Here is an 18,923-nt window from a genome sequence, read left to right as displayed (position 1 = left end):
CTGGTTTTCCAATGAGGACGGCTCAGCCTTCGAGGCTGACCGGCAGGTCAAGGCCATGCGCCTTCAAAAGCGCATAGCGGCGCGCGGCCTTGTGATCCTCGACCACCATCTCCCGACACATGTCGCGGGCGGTGATTTCGGGCACCCAGCCGAGCTTTTCCTTCGCCTTGGTCGGATCACCGAGCAGCGTATCAACCTCGGCGGGGCGGAAGTAGCGCGGATCGATCCTGACGATTACATCGCCCGGCTTCACATTGGGCGCAAGGTCGCCGATCACCGATTCCACCGTGCCGACCTCGTCAACGCCGGATCCGGAAAAGGCGATGGTGATGCCAAGATCGGAGGCCGCCCAGGTGATGAATTCGCGCACCGAATACTGCTTGCCGGTGGCGATCACGAAGTCCTCGGCGCTGTCCTGCTGCAGCATCATCCACTGCATGCGGACATAATCCTTCGCATGACCCCAGTCGCGCAGCGAGCTGATATTGCCCATATAGAGGCATGGCTCCAGCCCCAGCGCGATGTTGGCGAGGCCGCGGGTGATCTTGCGGGTCACGAAGGTTTCGCCGCGGCGCGGGCTCTCATGGTTGAACAGGATGCCGTTGCAGGCATAGATGCCATAGGCCTCGCGATAGTTGACCGTGATCCAGTAGGCATAGAGCTTGGCGGCCGCATAGGGCGAGCGCGGGTGAAACGGCGTGGTCTCGCGCTGCGGCGTTTCCTGCACGAGGCCGTAAAGCTCCGACGTGGAAGCCTGGTAAAACCGCGTCTTGTTCTCCAGCCCGAGAAAGCGGATCGCCTCCAGGAGCCGCAACGTGCCGATCGCGTCGACATCGGCGGTATATTCCGGCGCCTCGAAGGACACCGCGACGTGGGATTGCGCGCCGAGATTATAGACCTCGTCCGGCTCGATATCGCGGATGATGCGGGTCAGGTTGGAGGTGTCCGACAGATCGCCGTAATGCAGCCTGAGCTGCGGGTTCGAAACATGCGGATCCTCATAGAGATGATCAATGCGCTGGGTGTTGAACGACGAGGCGCGGCGCTTGACGCCATGCACTTCATAGCCCTTCTCCAGGAGCAATTCCGTAAGGTAGGAACCGTCCTGACCGGTAATCCCGGTTATCAAAGCCTTCTTTGTCAATTCGTCTCTCTTTAACCGATTTTGACAACCATGTTAGCCGCGATCGTTTCGCAACGCGAGACTCTGGTAAACCCAAGTGCCGTAGTTGTCATCAGGGTCGAATCTGGTCAGACGACGTGCAGCAACATACACTATGCTGCTGTCATTGCACTGGATGTTGGCCTACGCCAGATCGCTTGGATACTGGGACCGTAAGCCGTGCTGCGTTTTTCAAGAACGCCGACGCTATTGTTGCGGTGTGATCTTGCTATCTTCGACCCAACCCGAAAATGCGGAAGCGGCGGGTGCGGGCGGGCGCAGTGGAAGGGCCTGCGGGGTGAAACTGCTGCTCTTCCGGCGGTGCGCCTTCCGGCGGAAAGTCAAGGCTGTCTTTTAGAGTGTTCACCTCATCGACCGTGAGGTTGGGGAAGGGCAGGTCGCCGGACTGTCGCCATCCCGAAACCTGCTCTTCCGCCTCGGCGCCCTTTTCGCTGTCGATACCGTGATCACGCGCCATGTAAAGGGTCTGTGCCGGATAGGCGAAATCTGTACCCGCCTTGGCAACAAGTTCCATCATCCTGAGAATGATATCTTCCTGAATGGCCAGGAATTCGGAATAATCGACCGTGTTGACATAGGCGAATATCTCGTACTCGACGCGGTTTTCGGAAATGCCGAGCAACCGTACGCGGGCGGGCTCCTTGAGCACGCGGGGGTGGGCAATCAGAAGCCGCCTGATTTCGGTTAGCACATAACGCAGCTGATCAAGGCCGGTCTCGGGGCGCAGCGCAAAGGTCCGGCGCATCAGAATGCTGTCACGGCGTGTGAAATTCTCGATATCGGAACTCATGAAGTCCGAATTGGGAATGGTAATCAGCGTGCGCTCCAGCGTGCGCACGACAGTGGCGCGCAGGCCGACATGCTCGATCGTTCCTATCCGGCCGTCGAACCGGCCGAGATCGTTGACATCAACCGGCCGGTCAATGAACAGGATAAAGGCGGAGATCACGTTTTCAAGCGTCGAGCGCGCGGCGAACGCGATTGCAATGCCACTGATGCCCAGGCCAGCAACAGCGGCGCCATAAGGAATTCTGAGCGCTTCCGCGAACAGCAGTACGCTCCCGCATACGATCAGGACCTTGACCACGCCGACGAGCAAGGTGGCGAGAAATTCGCCGCGCGGGGTGATCAGGCCGGCATTGGAGACGATGTTGCGGAACCGGTCGACAAGCCAGAACGACAGCGGCACCGAGCCGACAATGATCGTCAGAACGGCCAGCGATTTGATGGTGCCGCCAAACTCGGAAGGCAAGCCAAGCACCGCGAAGCCGATATAGTTGATGACGCCGAAGACCAGAAGCCTTATGCCCCATATCGCCAGATATGCGCTGTTGGAAATCTGGCTGTTGCGCCGGAAAAGCCTCTGCGGCAGCAGCAGGATTATGCCAGTCAGGACACTGGCAAGCACCGCGATGATGATAAGCGCCAGCAGGCTCAGCCATTGCCAGGCTTCAAGCGGACCGATTGGCTGAAGCCATTCTGGGGTCAGTCCCGATATCCAGGCGCGGATGCGGAAATAGAGCGCCTCGGAATGGGCGTCATATGGCAGGATGCGCGTTGCCTGCGGCAGGTCTTCCGTCGCAGCATAGAGCGAGCGTATGGTGCGTATCGTCTCGGGCGTGAACTTCCACCTGACTCCGTCGTCGGTCTCGGTCGGGGCCAGAACGATGTCGCCGGCCGGGTGCACGAAATAGATGAACGGCTCTCGTGAACTCGGGTCGTTCGGAATTTCCTGGAATACGACTTCGCCTATCCGCGCGATGACCTCGTTCAGATATTCCGCGACCAGCACCGACTGGCGATCGCGCACCACCGGCGGCATCTCGGAAAGATCCAGGGCGGCAATCGCGGTGTCCTGCATGGCAGGGCCGGCGCGCATGGCGTCGATGAAGCTTTCCATCGCCGCGCGCGGCGTGGAGCCGTCGAAATGGCCGCCGGTATGCACGGCCGACGGCGTCTGCGCCGATATTTCGGCCAGCAGGCTCTTCACCTCGGCAGCCGGCGGGGCGATCATGAACCAGTCCTGATTTGCACGGCGGAACCGCAGCGTAAGCGTCCGCCCGTCATAGCGCGTCAGCGTGATCTCCGCTTCGCTGCCCTCCGGCGCCTCGCTTTCAAAAATATGCGGATCGACGGTGAACTGGTCGAGAAGCAGCGCAAGCGGCGCCAGTTCCCGTCCATGGTTTTCCCGCCCGCCTTCCGGAAAGATCAGAAGCGAAAGAAGATCGTCCTGATATTCGAGCCGCCCGCTTTGCAGCGCTTCCGCCGCAATCAGGAAGGTCCGCAGCGTTTCCGCGGGCGATGACTGGAAAGCCCTGAGCGCCGTGTCGTGGCCCGGGAGGATGCGCGATCCCGTCCACCACTGCTTGTTGCCCAAACGGCCGATAAAGCTTTTTCCGTCTTCGGAGAGAACGAACTCAAACGAGCCGCTGGCCTTCGGCGTGTTCCATGTTCCCGTCAGCCGGTTGCCTTCGACTTCGCCTTCCAGCCGCCCTCTGTAGGCAGGGTAGCGACCGGTCACATGGTTTTCGGTTTGCTGCATGTAGACACGCGCGCCGCCGTCGAACCAGCGCGAATCCCACGCGCCCGTCCAGTCCGGCGCGGCCGCCAGCGTCGCCGTCGAAAAGCCGTTCAGCAGAAAAAGGCCGATGCCCAGCAGCAACAAGCGCATAGTCAAAAGCGGCGATCGCGTCATTTCGCGCATGGAACTGCTTTCTGCAACAGCGATCTGGCCTCCTTTTGCTTCCCAAATCACGACCGGTTCCAAAGACCGGGTGCCGGGGGAACGATTAAGGGGGAACAGGCCTGCGAGGTCAAGGGCGGGCCTGACGAACTTGGTCGTTCGCGTCAGGCAAGCGGGTGCCTGCGGTGCCAGTGCGTTGCCTTCTGGAACGCCATGCCGGCGCGCGCCAGCGCGGCTTCGCCGAACAGCGGTCCGATCAACTGGATATTGATCGGCATGCCGTCGGAATGAACGCCGCCGGGCATGGAGAGCACGGGATGGCCCGACATGGTGAAGGGGCATGTGAAGCGGTGAATGCCGGAGATCATGTCGTCCGAGAGGTTTTCCATCGCTTCATTGGCTGGCGGCGAGAAGGCCATGGCTGGCGAGAGAATAAGGTCCAGACCGGCGAACACCGCTTCGAAATCGCCGCGAAAAGCGTTCGCACGGTTGATGACCACCTGATAATCGGTGCCTTTCAGCGCCCTGCCGCGCGCGACCAGCGCTGTAAGCGCCGGGCCAAGCGCGCCCGGCTGCTCATCGATGACGGGGCCATTGACCAGCGCGTTCTGGACCGCGCAGACATCGAACCAGTCCCAGATGATCTGCCCGGAATCCGGCAGTGTGATGGCGATTGGTTCGGCGCCCAGGTCCCGCAGCGTGTCGGCTGCGGCCAGCATGGCCGAGACGTGTTCCGGGTCCGTACCGGTGTAGGAGAATGCCATGTCGATGCCGATCCGCATCCCCTTCAAAGAAGCGTCGGCCTCCGCAATATAGTTTTCGACGGGCCGGTGCGACGATGTCGGATCGGCGCTGTCCCGGCCGGCGATGATGGAAAGCACGGCGGCCGCGTCGGTGGCGCTGCGGGCGATTGGTCCGGCATGGTCGAGCGAAGCGGCAAGTTGATAGATGCCCGCGCGGCTGACGCGGCCCCAGCTCGGTTTGAAGCCGGTGACGCCGTTCATGGCCGAGGGAATGCGGATCGAACCGCCTGTCTCGGTCGCCAGCCCGGCGAAGAACAGGCCGGCCGCAACGCCGACGGCGCTGCCGCTTGACGATGCGCCGCACCAGCGATCGGCATTCCAGGGGTTGACCGGCGTTTTAAAGGGCGCGCGATGTTCGGCATAGGCGCCCTCCGTCAGAGAGGTCTTGCCGAGGATGACCGCGCCGGCGTCGAGCAGCCTTTGGGTGACCGTCGCATTGGCAACGGCGATCGCCTCGCGGCGTGACGGCATGCCGGCGGTCGTGGGCGTGCCCGCGAGATCATAGAGGTCTTTCAGCGCGACCGGGACGCCGTGCAGCACGCTGCGTCGCATGCCCGCGGCGATGTCGCGGTCGGCCGATTCAGCCTGGGCAAGCGCGCGCTCGGCCAGCAGGGTGATGAAGGCATTGAGGGAGGCGAGGTCTTGGCAGCGCTCAAGCTGATGCCGCGTCACCTCGACGGCGGAAACCTGCCGGTTGGCGATCATCTCGCCGATTTCGACAAGGCCTTGATAGTGCAGAGCCGTCATCGCTTTGTCCTGATCGCCTTACCATCTGACGTTGTTGGCGTCAGCTTTTACCGCCGGCCGGCGTCTGCTCGAGGAGGGCGAAGGCGGCATGGACGAACAGGCGGGTGCCCATCGCCAGCGCATCCTCGTCGATGGTGAACGCGGCGTCATGATGCGGGGCGGTGATCCCCTTTGCGGCATTGCCGGCGCCCAGCAGAACGAAACAGGCCGGTGCCTCGTGGGCAAAGGCGGAAAAGTCCTCGCCGGGCATGATCGGCGGCAATTCCCCGACGCCATCAGAGCCGAACAGGTCAGTGGCCACGGCAGACATGATCGCCGCGGTTTCCGGGTCGTTGATCACAGCGTCATAGATGCGGGTATACTTGTAGTCGCAACTCGCCCCGTGGGCGGCGCAAAGACCTTGCGCAACCTCGCCGATGCGGCGTTCGATCAGGTCGCGTACATCCGGATCGAACGTGTTCGTACCGCCACTGATTGTGGCGGTCGCCGGAATGACGCCGACCGAACGGCCCGAATAGAATTCGGTGACGCCGACCACGGCGGCATGGAGGGGATCGACCTCGCGTGCGGCCAGATGCTGCAGGTTGGTGACGATCTGAGCGCCGATGGCGATCGGATCGATCGCCGTGTGGGGCGTGCCGATATGGCCACCCTTGCCCTTCACCTCGATCGAGAAAATATCGCAGGCCGCCATAACCGCGCGGGCGTTGATCTGCACCACGCCGGTCTCATAGGGCGACCACAGGTGCAGGCCGATGACGCGGTCGACGCCTTCCATCGCGCCATTGGCGACCATGCCCACAGCGCCGCCCGGCGGCTTTTCCTCGCCGTTTTCGAACAGAAAACGGATCTCTCCGGCAATCCGGTCCTTGAGGCCGGCCAGCACCGCCGCCGTGCCGAGAAGGATAGCCGTGTGTCCGTCATGACCACAGGCATGCATGACGCCGGAATTTTTTGAGGCAAAGGGAAGGCCCGTTGCCTCGCTGATAGGCAATGCGTCGAAATCGGCGCGAATGGCGATCACCGGTCCGGGCCGCGCGCCCTTCAGCCGGCCGACGACGCTGGTGCCAGACGGGCGCGTTATCTCGATGCCGCCAAAGCTCTCCAGGGTGCTGGCGATAAACGCGCCGGTCTGGTGCTCCTCGAAGGACAGTTCGGGATTGGCATGCAGATGGCGTCGCCATTCGATCACCTTGGCCTTCAGGTCATCACAAAGCGCGTCGAGCTGGTCTTTCATCTCTATCTCCCTGATTCCCGTGGCCGGCTTCAGCCGAAATCCGGTGCTTCCAGCCGCATGCAGACCGCGCGCGGTTCGGTATAGGCATGCACGACTTCGCTGCCGAATTCGCGGCCGAGCCCGGAAAGCTTGGTGCCGCCAAAGGGCATGGCGGTATCGAGGATGTTGTGGGTGTTGATCCACACCGTTCCGGAATCGATCTGGCCGGCGAGCAAATGCGCCTTGTTGATGTCGCGCGTCCAGATGCTGGCGCCGAGCCCATATTCCGTGTCGTTGGCCAGCGCCTTGATCTGGCGCGGGTCCTCGATCGGCATTGCCAGTACTACGGGTCCGAATATTTCCTCGCGAGTGATGCGCATGTCGGCGCGCGCCCCCGTCAGCACGGTGGGCTGGTAGAAATACCCCTTGCCGTCCGCGGAGGCGGCCCCGCAGAGCGGTTCTGCGCCTTCTTCCACGCCGCTGGCCACCAGCGAGGACACCCGATCCATCTGCCGCGATGAAATCAGCGGCCCCAGCTGGTTGGACGGATCGAAGCCGCTGCCAAGACGCAGTTCTTTCGCGATCTGGGCGACGCCCCTGGTTACCTCGTCAAAGATCGAGGCTTCAACGAAAAGCCGGGATCCTGCGGTGCAGACCTGCCCGGAGTTGGGGAAGATCGCATTCGCGGCGCCGGGGATCGCCTTGTCGAGATCGGCGTCCGCGAGCACGATCGCCGGAGACTTGCCGCCGAGTTCAAGCGTCACGCGTTTCATCTGGCTGGCCGAGGATTGCAGAATGCGCTGGCCGGTCGCGGTCGAACCGGTAAAGGCTATCTTGCGCACCAGCGGATGGTCCACGATGGCCTGGCCGGCATTGTGGCCGTAGCCGGTGACGATATTGATCGCGCCCTCGGGAATGCCGGCTTCGAGAATGAGTTCCCCGAGCCGCAGCGTTGTCAGAGAAGCTTCCTCCGAAGGTTTCAGCACGATGGTGCAGCCGAACGCGATGGCCGGCGCAATCTTCTGGATCGCCTGGCCGAGCGGGAAGTTCCAGGGCGTGATCCCACCGACCACGCCGACCGGCCGGCGCTCGGTGTAGGCGCGATAGGTACCGCCGTCATCGAAGAAAGGCGAAAGCTGGATATATTCGCCGGCGATCTTGGATGCCCAGCCGCCGTAATAGCGCAGGGCATCGACGGTGAATTTCAGGTCGACGTTTTTCGAAACGAAATAGGGCTTGCCATTGTCGAGCGTCTCGAGACGGGCGAGTTCCTCGGCATCGCGTTCGACAAGAAGCGCGAGCTTTTCCAGCAGCCGGCCACGGTCGAGCGGGCGCATCTTCTGCCAGAGCGCGCTTTCGAAGGTTCGGTGGGCGGCCTGTACGGCGAGGTCGACATCGGCTGCTGTCGCCGCCGCTATGTCGGCGATCTTGTCTTCCGTGGCCGGATCATAGACCGCGATCGTCTTCCCGTCGGCGGCGTCGCGCCACTTGCCGTCAATCAGCATCTTGCCTTCAGGAATGCGGATAGACGACCCGCCAGGCCTTTCGATCATCTCAAGCATGTGTTTACTCCCGGTGCGGCCGGACAGTGCATTCCGGCCGGATATTTCAGGTTCCCAAGAAGCGGCTCTGCGGCCTATACCGGTCGCGAACCGTTCCATCTCATTGCTCTAGGGCATTTTCGCAGACATCGGATGCTTGCGTCCGTCAGCGAAAAGCCATGGCGGCGTTGCCGCTCGTCTTGTTCTGTTTGTTGATAAAGTCATCACCGGATGCGGCTGTGGGTCCAATAGTATTGAAGCGGCGGACCAATCGCAAAATGCTATTGCGTGACCTTCATGACTATTGTCTTTGCTCTTGAATGGGCTGTTTCAGCCCTTCAGCAATGTCAGGAAACGGCGTAGCGCCGGCACTGACTGGTTGGCGCGATAGATCAGCGCGAGATTGAGGCCGACGTCCAGACCTTTTACCGCCAGAAACTCGATGCCCTGGGGCTTGCGCCATCTCTGGCATTCGTTGACCAGAGCGTTGCCGAGTCCTGTCGTGACCAGCGCCAGCATCTCCGCCTCGTTTTCGGCTTCGTGGACCACATCAACGGTGACGCCGGCCTGGAACAGACCGCGATGTATTTCATCGTAATAGGCCGGGCTCTCGCGCCGGTGAAACAGGATCATCGGCTGGCCGGTCAGTTCCGACACGTCGATGGATTTCCGCTGGGCAAACGCCGAGTTAGAGGACACCGCGAGCATTACGGCGTGGCGCGTTATCGGCAGGATCGTCAGCAGCGGATCACTGGGCGGGTTGTAGATAAAGCCGGCGTCAATCCGGCCGTCATAAATGCCCTCGATCTGACCGAGACTTGTCATCTGGCTCAGCACCAGGCGGACATCCGGATTGGCGCGGCGGAACTCCATGATCGTCTCGGGGATGACGCCGCTCCACGCCGCGACTTCAATAAAGCCGAGCTTGAGCATGCCGGCCTCGCCGCGCGCAACCGCCTGGGTTTCGCTGACCGCGTGGTTGAGGTTGACAAGAATCTGGCTGCAATGTTCGCGGAAAGTGTGCCCGGCAGCCGACAATTTTACCCCGCGCGGCAGGCGATCGAAAAGAGTCACGCCCAGTTCGGCCTCAAGCAGCTGAATCTGCCGGCTCAGCGCCGGCTGGGCAATGTGAATCCGCTCCGAAGCACGCCCGAAATGCTCGTCTTCGGCAACGGCGATAAAATATCGAATTTGTCTCAGATCCATGGTGATTGATAGCAATTCGTTATGTGTCGTGGCAAGCGATAATATTGGACCCGAAAGGTCGGCTGCCACTATCCGTTAGGGAAAACATGTCCTTGGCGGCACCCGTTGATTGCCGCGACAACGGCAAAAGGGACCATCCATGCATTCCCCCTTCTCCGCTTTCCTGGCCCAGTCGAATGTGCGACCGGACGCCACCATGCTGCTCGCTCCGGCAAGCGCTAGCCTGTCCTACGCCCCTCAGGGGTTTCGCATCACCTATGGTGAAATGCGGGACACGGTCGAGGTGGTCCGCAAACGGTTCGGCGATGCCGGATATGGCGTTGGTCACCGGGTGGGGTTGCTTTTGGAGAACCGGCCGGAATTCTTCAGCCACTGGCTGGGGCTTAACGCGCTCGGCGTTTCGATCGTGCCCATCAATCCGGATCTCAGGCCCGGCGAATTGGACTATCAACTCGATATGGCGGACGTGGATCTGATCGTCACCCATTCGAAAGAGGCTCCGACGCTTTCCGCTCTCGACCGTAGCCGCATCCGGGTGGTCGAGGTTGGAGACGCCGTGCCTGCGGCGGTAGCGCCGGCGCTGCGCCAGAGCGGCCTTGCCGGTGATGAGTGCGCGCTGCTGTTCACCTCGGGCAGTACCGGCAAGCCGAAGGGCTGCATCCTGTCCAACACCTATTTCATGATTCTCGCCAACTGGTATGTCACGCAGGGCGGTATCGCCGCTGTCGTTCCCGGCGAGGAGGTAGCGCTGACGCCGCTGCCGATGTTCCACATGAATGCGCTGGGCTGTACCGCGCTCGGCATGATCGTGTCCGGCGGCACCATCGTGCCGCTCGACCGCTTCCATGCCAGCCGCTGGTGGCAGTCGGTCAGCGATTCAGGGGCGACCATCATCCATTGCCTTGGCGTTATTCCGGCGATCCTTCTGCGCCTGCCCGAAAGTCCCTACGATCGCAACCATCGGGTCAAATATTCGCTCGGTCCCGGCGTTGATGCCAAGCACAAGATCGAGTTCGAGGAGCGCTATCGCATCCCGATCGTCGAAGCCTGGGCGATGACGGAAACCGGCGGACGGGCGACCACGACGACGGCGTGTGACGATTATACACCGGGTCAGCGCTGTATCGGCCGGCCGCGCGAGGGCATGGCGTACCGTATCGTTGACGATGCGGGTAATGATGTCGAGCGGGGAAAGCCGGGCGAACTGCTCGTGCGCGCCGAAGGCGACGATCCGCGCCAGGGTTTTTTCAGTGGCTATCTCAAGGACGAGCGGGCGACGGAGGAGGCCTGGGCGGGTGGCTGGTTCCATACCGGCGACGTGGTCTATGAGGATGAGGGCGGACTTCTTTATTTCTTCGACCGCAAGAAAAGCATCGTTCGCCGCAGCGGCGAGAACATCGCGGTTCTGGAAGTGGAGGCGGCCCTGGCTGGCAATGACGCAATCGAGACGGTGGTGGTGACGCCGGTAGCCGATGACCTGCGCGGGGAGGAGGTCTTTGCCTTCTTCGTCCGGGCCGGAGACGGTGCGAGCGGCGACGATGCCAGCCTGGCGGAGAATGTCATACGGTCAGGCGCCGAGCGGCTCGCCTATCACAAGCTGCCGGGCTATGCGGCCTTTATAGATGCTCCGCCGTTGAGCTCGACCCAGAAATTGCAGCGCGGCGAGGTCAAGGCCATGGCCGCGGAGTTCATCCGAACCGGAAAGGCGCTCGACTTCCGGGAACTCAAGGCCGGCATGCGACGTAAGACGGAGCATGGCTGAAGGGTTTCGGCGCAAAGCCGGACTAATCCTGACAGTTAACTGTTATCAAGGCTTCAATCCCCGATCGATCATTTCGGCCCCCCGGTTAATCGCAAACCGTTATGAAAAGCCGGCACCTATTTTATTGGATGCCTGCGCGAAATTCCGTTCTTCTGGTTCCAAGCAAAGCGCTGGCCGAATGCCGCGCATTTGCCCGGTGCGGCCGGAAAATGAGGAATATCGGCGGTCGCGAACGACATCAAAAAACGAAAAGGGGAATTCAATGACCATGAAATGTCTGAAAACACTTCTCGGGACGACAGCGATCCTGGCGGCAGGCGCGTTTGGCGCCCATGCCGAAACGCTTGTCGGTTACATTTCGCCGATCGCCGCTCAGCCCGGCCAGCAGATGATCAACCAGGCGATCGAGGCCGCCGCCGCGGAAAACGGCTGGACCTATCGCGTGCTTGATGCAAACCTGTCCGCCGACCGCCAGGTCTCTCATGTCGACACGCTGCTGACGATGGGCGCGAAAGCCATCGGCTCCTGGTCGCTCGACGCCAATGCCGTCGCGGGCGCCTATTCCCGCGCCAATGCGGCGAACGTTCCCGTCATCGGCCTGAACTCGGTCGGCCAGGGCGTGACCAACACCGTCTGGTGGGAAACCAATCTCTGCGAGCCGGGCGGGGCCTACGATCAGCAGGCGGCTTGGATTGCCGAGCGCAAACCGGGCGCCAAGGTCATCGTGTTTGGCGGCCCGCCCGTCGAATCGATCATCAACAACAAGAACTGCTTCACCGCCGCCGCCAAGGCTGCCGGCCTGGAGGTGATCGACCAGGTCGACAACACCAAGGATTCGACGGCCAATGCTGCGACGCTTGCCGCCGACGAACTGTTGAGGTTTCCCGATGTTCAGGTGTTCTGGGCCTATAATGATTCAAGCGCGCTCGGTATCGCCGCTTCGGTCTTCGCCAATGGCAAGTCGATATATAACGGCGAGAATGAAGACGGCATCATGGTCTTCGGCATCAATGGCGATCAGGATGCGATCACCGCGGTCAAGGAAGGCCGTCTGACCGGCACCTGGGATCCGGATTCCTATGCCACCGGGCTTGCCGTTGCGACCGCGATGAAGCGCGCCATGGCCGATCCCTCGGCCGAGCAGGAGGATATCGTCGTCGCGGCCAAGCTGTTCACCTTCGAAAACATCGATAGCTGGAAGGACGGCACGGAGCGTGGCTACACGGTGGACGACTTCCCGCTGGCGAAGTAGCCGCTTCCGGAAGAAGTGGTGACCTGTTTGCGTCCGGAAATACTCCGGACCGAAACTGAAAAACTGAAGTGAGCGGGGCCCGGAAGCATACTTCCGGGCTCTTTTTCGCGGAAAAGGCGAGGGGCGCTGCGGAAGATGTTGGCGGAGACAAAGACGCCGGCTCGTGGCCGACGCGGAGAGAATCCGAAATGTCCTGTCGGTTTCATCTTTTCGCGGAAGAGAAGTGTCCCGCCTGAATGCGAAAGTGCACTCAGGCGGGAGGACGCGCGCTTTGGGGGGAACACCGCGCGCGAGGGAGGATCATTCCACGGCGGATTGACGCCGGCGTTTCAGAAGCTGGCGCAAGCCTCCGAGCCAGACCGCCAGGATCAGGATGCCACCGCTGACCATGCCTTGCCAGAACGAGGAGACGCCGCTCAGCGTCAGCCCGTTCTGGATAACGCCGAGGAACAGCACGCCGATCATCGTTCCGAACACCCCGCCTTCGCCACCGGTAAAGGCGGTGCCGCCGATCAGGACGGCCGCAAGCACCGTCATCAGCAGCGTCGGATCGACATCTGCCGAAGCCGAAGTCAGCCGTCCGACCTGCACGATGCTCCCGAGGGCGGCCATCAGACCGGCGATGATGAACACCGCGAGCACGACGCGCCGGACGTTGATGCCGTTGAGCCGGGCCGCCTCCTGATTTGAGCCGATCGCATAGAGCGCGCGGCCGAAGGCGGTATAACGCAGGATCCCGCCGGCGATCAGCAGCAGGGCGAGATCGAAGACCAGGATGATCGGAAACGGGCCGATGCTGCCATTGACGAATGTGTTGAGCGGCTTGAAGCCGGCGGTCGCGAACACGCTGACGCTGGTGCCGTCATTGATGATCAGCGAAAAGCTCTGAAACATTGATAGCGTGCCGAGCGTCACCACGAAAAACGATATCTTCAGATACGAGATCGCAAAGCCGTTGATCGCTCCCAGCAGCGCCCCGAAGGCGAGCGCGGCGACGATCGCGATCGGCGCGGAGACGCCGGTCAACAGGATCAGTCCGAAGATCATTGCCGAAGCCGCCGCCGCACTCGCCACCGATAGATCGACGCCGCCGGAAATCACCACATAGGTCGCCCCCAGCGCCAGCACGAACACCACGCTGTTGGACTTGACGATGTTCATCAGGTTCGGCCAGGTGAGAAAGACCGGCTGGGTGAGGCTCAAAAACAGGCCGACGATCACAAGGCTGATCAATGCGCCGGCGTAACGGTTCTGGAAGATGCGGGCAAGAATGGAGGGCGCCGGCGTATAGCGCGCGGCCGCCTGCGGCTTTTCTAGAGGGGTGGCGGTCATTGACGTGCTCCGGATAGATGGTTTGTTTGATCGGGTTTCCTGGCGCCGGCCACGGCGACATGGGCGATGGCCTGCTCGGTTGCTTCGCTGCGGTCGAACTCGGCTTGTAGATCGCCCTCGAAGAAGACGGCGATACGGTCGCAGATGCCAAGCAGTTCCGGCAGTTCCGAGGAGATGACGATAACGGCGGCGCCGGCTTCGGCCGCATCCTGCAACATGCGGTAGATTTCGCTTTTGGCGCCGACATCGATGCCCCGCGTCGGCTCGCTCAGCACCAGCACATCCGGCGCGCGAACGAAGGTGCGACCGAGGATGACCTTTTGCTGGTTGCCGCCCGAAAGGGTGACGATCGATGTCGCATGCGATGAGGTCGCAACCCGATATTTGTCGATGGCGGCGGTCACATCGCCGCGCTCGCGTTTTGTGTTGAGAATGCCGCCGGAACACAGCCGGTCCATCCAGGCGATCGAGAAGTTCTCGAGCACGCTGCGCACCAGCAGCAGGGCCGAGGCCTTGCGATCATCCGGCACATAGCCGATGCCGGCCGCAATGGCCTTGCGTGGATCGCCGAGCGCCACGGGCTTGCCGCCGACCCTGACCGTGCCCGCGCCCTCGATCGCACCGCCAAGCACCATGCCGAATTCCGACTTTCCGGAGCCGACAAGACCGGCAATGCCGACAATTTCACCGCGTTTCACATCGAGCGTTGTCGGCTTCAGCAGACCCTGCGGCGTGTGGAGGTCGCGGATTTCGATCACGGTTTCGCCGGCGGGGATTTCGCGTTTGCCGTAGAAATCGGTGATCTCGCGTCCGACCATAAGCCGCACCAGATCTGTTTCCTGCGTCTCTGCCAGTGGCACGGTGGCGACCAGTTGGCCGTCGCGCAGCACCGTGGCGATGGAGGCGACGGCATAGATCTCCGGCATGCGATGGGTGATCATCAAAATCGCCATGCCCGCATCGCGCTCCTGGCGAACCAGGGCGAGCAGACGTTCGGTCGCCGCCTCGGACAGGGAACTGGTCGCTTCGTCAAGGATCAGCAGCCGGGCATTGGACGACAGCGCCCGGGCGATCTCGATCTCCTGGCGCAATTCGACGCTGAGATCGGAGACGATGGCCCGCGGCGAGACATGGACGTCGAGCCGGTCGAGCGCCTCGGTGGCCGCCTGTTCCAGCCGCGGCCAGTCGATCAGGCCGAAACGCGTGCGCGGCAGACGACCGAGAAAGATATTCTCCGCCACCGTCAATGTCGGCGCCAGCGTCAGCTCCTGGCTGATCATCACGAAGCCCATTTGCAGCGCATGGGCTGGGCTTTCGATGTGACAGGCCGCACCGTCAACGAAAATCCTGCCGTCGTCGGGCTGGATCAGGCCGGCGATCAGCTTGGAGAGCGTTGATTTGCCCGAACCGTTCTCTCCGGTCAGCGCGTGCACCTCGCGGGCCCGCACGGTGAGGCTGACATCGCTGAGCGCCTTAACGCCCGGAAAGCTTTTGGATACGCCCTCCAGACGGACGATGACATCGTCCTCCGCCGCTCGCTCTTTCTGTCCGCCGAACGCGATTGTCTCACTCATGCTGCCCGCCTCCGGATAAGGTCCGCCGCCTTTTCGGCGATCATGATGGTCGGTGCGTTGGTATTGCCGGAAATCAGTGTCGGCATGATCGAGGCATCGACCACGCGCAGCCGCTCCACGCCGTGCACCTTCAGTTCCGGATCGACCACCGCCATCGCATCGGTGCCCATCTTGCAGGTGCCGACTTGATGCGAGACGCAGCCGCCGTTCTCGACTAGATAGGCCTCGATCTCGGCATCGCTCGCCGTCTTAGCGCCCGGCAGATGTTCCGCGATCACGAAATCGGCAAGCGGTTTGCTTGCAGCCATGCGCCGGGCGAGTTTCAGCCCCTCGACCGCGATGCGGCGATCGCGTTCGTCGGAGAAATAGTTCGGCGAAAGTTTCGGCTGGTCGAACGGGTCGGGCGAGCGCAGTGTGATTTCACCGCGGCTTGCCGGGCGAACGGGGCAGAGGAAATTGGCAAAGCCTGAAAACTTGAACAGCCCGTCCTCGTAATAGCCGCCGGAAAAGGTCTGGAACAAGAATTGCAAATCCGGCGAGGCCGATTCCGGCAGCACGCGGGTAAACAGGCCGGCCTGTCCCGCAGGCACCGATAGCGGGCCCTTGCGCGTCAGCAGCCATTGAAGCCCGACGCGCAGCTTGCGAAACCGGCTCATCATCACATCGTTCATGGTGATAGGCTGGTTGCATTTCCAGGTGATCTGTCCGCCGTAATGGTCCTGCAGGTTCTTGCCGACGCCGGGCAGGTGATGAACGCTGGCGATGCCGTGCCCGGAAAGCGCTTCCGCGTCGCCGAGGCCCGACAGCATCATCAATTGCGGTGACTTGACCGAACCGGCGGCGAGAATGACCTCTCGGCGCGCATTTACCGTCACCGGGACGCCATTCCGGCGAAAGCGCACGCCCGCGGCAACACGGCCGTTGAACAGAATGCGTTCCGCCTCGGCATGGGTGATGACGGTCAGGTTGGACCGGGTCATCGCCGGCTTGAGATAGGCCGTCGCCGCCGAAGCGCGCTGCCCGTTTTTGACCGTTGCCTGGAAATAGCCGGCGCCTTCCTGTTCGGCGCCGTTGAAATCGTCATTGCGCGGAATGCCTTGCGCGCCAGCGGAGCTAATGAAGGCGTCGCATAGCGGGTTGCGCTCGGTGAGGTTGGTCACAGCCAATGGACCGCCCCGGCCGTGATACTCGTCGGGCCCGTTTTCCTGGTCCTCGGCCTTGCGGAAATAGGGCAGCACGTCGTCATAGGACCAGCCCGGATTGCCGAGCTGGCGCCAATGATCGTAGTCCTCCGCCTGGCCGCGTATGTAAATCAGGCCGTTGATCGACGACGACCCGCCGAGAACGCGGCCGCGCGGCCAGTAGATTTCGCGACCGTTCAGCGCCGGATTGGGGGCGGTCTTGAACTTCCAGTTGACATTGGGGTCGGTGATGGTCTTGCCGTAGCCGACGGGAATGTGAATCCAGAAACTGGAATCCTTGCCACCGGCCTCCAGCAGCAGCACTGTCGCGTTGGGGTCTTCGCTCAGCCTTGCTGCGAGCACGCAGCCAGCCGAGCCGGCGCCCACGATGATATAATCGAAACTCTGCCCGTCGAGCACGGATATTCTCCCGGTAGTCCGGCGCTCTTGCGCCGGTGCCACGTTTCAATCCCCGAGCGCTGTTCCCGCTTTTCCGGCTTTTGTTTTCGACCGGGGACCTTGTATGTGTCAGTTTGCGCAGGCCGGTGTTCAGGCGGCCTGACCGCGGATCATGTCCGCGGCTTTTTCAGCGATCATGATCGTTGGCGCATTGGTGTTACCGGAGACCAGCGTCGGCATGATCGAGGCATCGACTACGCGCAATCCGGAAAGACCGTGAACCTTGAGCTCATTGTCGACCACGGCCAGCGGATCCTGGCCCATCTTGCAGGTGCCCACCTGGTGGGCGATCGAAAGGCCGGTCTCGCGGGCATAGGCGAGGATCTCGTCGTCGGAGCGCACCTGGTCGCCGGGGGCATATTCGGCGATGATCTGGGCGGCGATCGCGCCTTTTTCCGCAACCTTGCGCGACAGCTTGATGGCTTCGACGAGAACCCGGCGATCGGTCTCGGAGGACAGGTAGTTCGGCTGCATCAGCGGCATGTCGGCCGGGTTGGCGGAGCGCAGCCTGAGCGTTCCCCGGCTCTCGGGCCGGACAGGACAGACGGCATTGGCAAAGCCCGAAAACGGGTGCAGACCGTCATCATATTCGTCATGGCTGAAGGTCTGGAACAGGAACTGGATGTCGGGCGTGGCGAGCCGCGGATCGGATTTCGCGAAGGCGCCGACCTGTGCGGCGGAAATCGTCAGCGGCCCGCTGCGCGTCAGGATATACTGAAGCCCGGCCCGCAACTGTTTCATCCGGCTCATCATGATATCGTTGACGGTTACGGCAAGGCGGCTCTTGTAGGTGACCAGCGCACCGTAATGATCCTGCAAATTCTCGCCGACGCCCGGCAGGTCGTGGACGGTTTCGATGCCGTGCCGCGCCAGCTCGGCTGCGGGGCCGACGCCGGAAAGCAGCAGAAGCTTCGGCGAGTTGATCGATCCGGCGCTGACGATGACCTCGCGACGCGCCTTGATCAGCGAGCGTTTGCCAGCGCGCTCGAAAAACACCCCGATGGCGCGCTTGCCGTCAAACACGATGCGCTGGGTTTCCGCGCGGGTGATGACGCGAAGATTGGGCCGCTTCATCGCCGGCTTGAGATAGGCCACGGCCGCCGAGCAGCGGCGGGCTCTGCGCGTCGTGGTCTGGTAGTAGCCGACGCCCTCCTGGACAGCGCCGTTGAAATCGTCATTTCGCGGTATGCCGGCCTCGACGGCACTGGCGATGAAGGCCTCGCACAGCGGATTGCGTTCCTTTAGATTGGTAACCGCCAGCGGGCCGCCGACGCCGTGAAATTCGCTCTCGCCGTTTTCCTGATCCTCGGCCTTGCGGAAATACGGCAGCACATCGTCATAGGACCAGCCGGCATTGCCGAGCTGGCGCCAGTGGTCATAATCCTCCGCCTGGCCGCGGATATAGAGCAGGCCATTGATGGAGGAGGAGCCGCCAAGCACCTTGCCGCGGGGCCAGTACATCGGCCGGTTGGCGATCTCGGGGCCCTTTTCGGTTTCGTAGCGCCAGTTGAGGCGCGCGTCGACGATGGTCTTGCCGTAGCCGATCGGGATATGAATCCAGGGATTGGTGTCCTTGCCGCCGGCCTCCAGCACGGTCACCTGTCTATGGCCATCCTCGCTCAGGCGTGCGGCCAGCGTGCAGCCTGCCGACCCGGCGCCAACGATCACAATATCGGTTTCAATGGATTCCGGGTGGTTTTGCATGGGGTATCAAGTTGCCCGATCTCTGCCATGGCAAGTGCGGTCATGGTCCGCCCAGGCCGTTTCTGTCGTTATCCCGGTGAGGTTTGTCGGCAAGCTGCCCTCCCACACGCTACCTACAAGAGAACTACAGAGACCGATAGAATTCCAATAAAAACATTGGGGTCGATTCATGCCGGAATGATATTGGTGTCTATGTAAAGACTGCGTTTCTGTCTGCCGTGGCGGACAGACGAAACGTCACAGGCCGATAGACCTTTCCACCAACGCTGAGGCCGTGCAG

At 62.0% G+C, this 18,923-nt stretch carries 12 protein-coding genes; 2 read left to right on the top strand and 10 right to left on the bottom strand.

The window, feature by feature from the left end:
- Nucleotides 1-22 precede the first annotated feature (22 nt).
- The 6 genes from gmd to V6765_RS17480 form a co-directional block, all read right to left on the bottom strand.
- A complete protein-coding gene (gmd, locus tag V6765_RS17505; protein ID WP_448431102.1) occupies nt 23-1,144 on the bottom strand; it encodes a GDP-mannose 4,6-dehydratase in 1,122 nt (373 codons plus the stop codon).
- Nucleotides 1,145-1,391: 247 nt separating this feature from the next.
- Nucleotides 1,392-3,887, bottom strand: coding sequence for a mechanosensitive ion channel family protein (locus V6765_RS17500; RefSeq protein WP_448431100.1), 2,496 nt, complete (start codon nt 3,885-3,887; stop codon nt 1,392-1,394).
- A 143-nt stretch (nt 3,888-4,030) separates the two neighbouring features.
- Complete coding sequence (locus tag V6765_RS17495; protein ID WP_448431098.1) at nt 4,031-5,416, bottom strand: amidase; 1,386 nt, start codon at nt 5,414-5,416, stop codon at nt 4,031-4,033.
- A gap of 40 nt (nt 5,417-5,456) precedes the next feature.
- Nucleotides 5,457-6,653 carry an amidohydrolase gene (locus V6765_RS17490; RefSeq protein WP_448431096.1) on the bottom strand — a complete coding sequence of 399 codons (1,197 nt, stop codon included), beginning with the start codon at nt 6,651-6,653 and terminating at the stop codon, nt 5,457-5,459.
- 29 nt (nt 6,654-6,682) lie between these two features.
- Nucleotides 6,683-8,194: an aldehyde dehydrogenase family protein gene (locus tag V6765_RS17485; protein WP_448431094.1), complete on the bottom strand. Its 1,512-nt coding sequence runs from the start codon at nt 8,192-8,194 to the stop codon at nt 6,683-6,685.
- A 309-nt stretch (nt 8,195-8,503) separates the two neighbouring features.
- Nucleotides 8,504-9,379 carry a LysR substrate-binding domain-containing protein gene (locus V6765_RS17480; RefSeq protein ID WP_448431092.1) on the bottom strand — a complete coding sequence of 292 codons (876 nt, stop codon included), beginning with the start codon at nt 9,377-9,379 and terminating at the stop codon, nt 8,504-8,506.
- Between the two features lie 139 nt (nt 9,380-9,518).
- On the opposite strand from V6765_RS17480, the gene V6765_RS17475 reads away from it, so the two are divergent.
- Both V6765_RS17475 and V6765_RS17470 read left to right on the top strand, forming a co-directional pair.
- Nucleotides 9,519-11,141, top strand: coding sequence for an AMP-binding protein (locus tag V6765_RS17475; protein WP_448431090.1), 1,623 nt, complete (start codon nt 9,519-9,521; stop codon nt 11,139-11,141).
- Nucleotides 11,142-11,403: 262 nt separating this feature from the next.
- A complete protein-coding gene (locus tag V6765_RS17470; protein ID WP_448431088.1) occupies nt 11,404-12,393 on the top strand; it encodes a sugar ABC transporter substrate-binding protein in 990 nt (329 codons plus the stop codon).
- A 300-nt stretch (nt 12,394-12,693) separates the two neighbouring features.
- On the opposite strand, the gene V6765_RS17465 is transcribed toward V6765_RS17470, so the two are convergent.
- The 4 genes from V6765_RS17465 to V6765_RS17450 form a co-directional block, all read right to left on the bottom strand.
- Nucleotides 12,694-13,725, bottom strand: a complete 1,032-nt coding sequence (locus tag V6765_RS17465) for an ABC transporter permease (protein WP_448431086.1) — start codon at nt 13,723-13,725, stop codon at nt 12,694-12,696.
- Nucleotides 13,722-15,299 (bottom strand): sugar ABC transporter ATP-binding protein, encoded by a 1,578-nt coding sequence (locus V6765_RS17460; protein ID WP_448431084.1) that lies wholly within the window; start codon nt 15,297-15,299, stop codon nt 13,722-13,724. Before V6765_RS17460 ends, V6765_RS17465 begins: the two co-directional genes overlap by 4 nt.
- On the bottom strand, nt 15,296-16,900 hold the full coding sequence (locus V6765_RS17455; protein WP_448431082.1) for a GMC family oxidoreductase: 1,605 nt from the start codon (nt 16,898-16,900) through the stop codon (nt 15,296-15,298). Before V6765_RS17455 ends, V6765_RS17460 begins: the two co-directional genes overlap by 4 nt.
- A gap of 129 nt (nt 16,901-17,029) precedes the next feature.
- A complete protein-coding gene (locus V6765_RS17450; protein ID WP_448431080.1) occupies nt 17,030-18,643 on the bottom strand; it encodes a GMC family oxidoreductase in 1,614 nt (537 codons plus the stop codon).
- Nucleotides 18,644-18,923 lie beyond the last annotated feature (280 nt).

The sequence above is a fragment of the Martelella sp. FOR1707 genome, from assembly GCF_053484265.1.
This window is presented reverse-complemented; position numbering and strand designations above follow the sequence as displayed.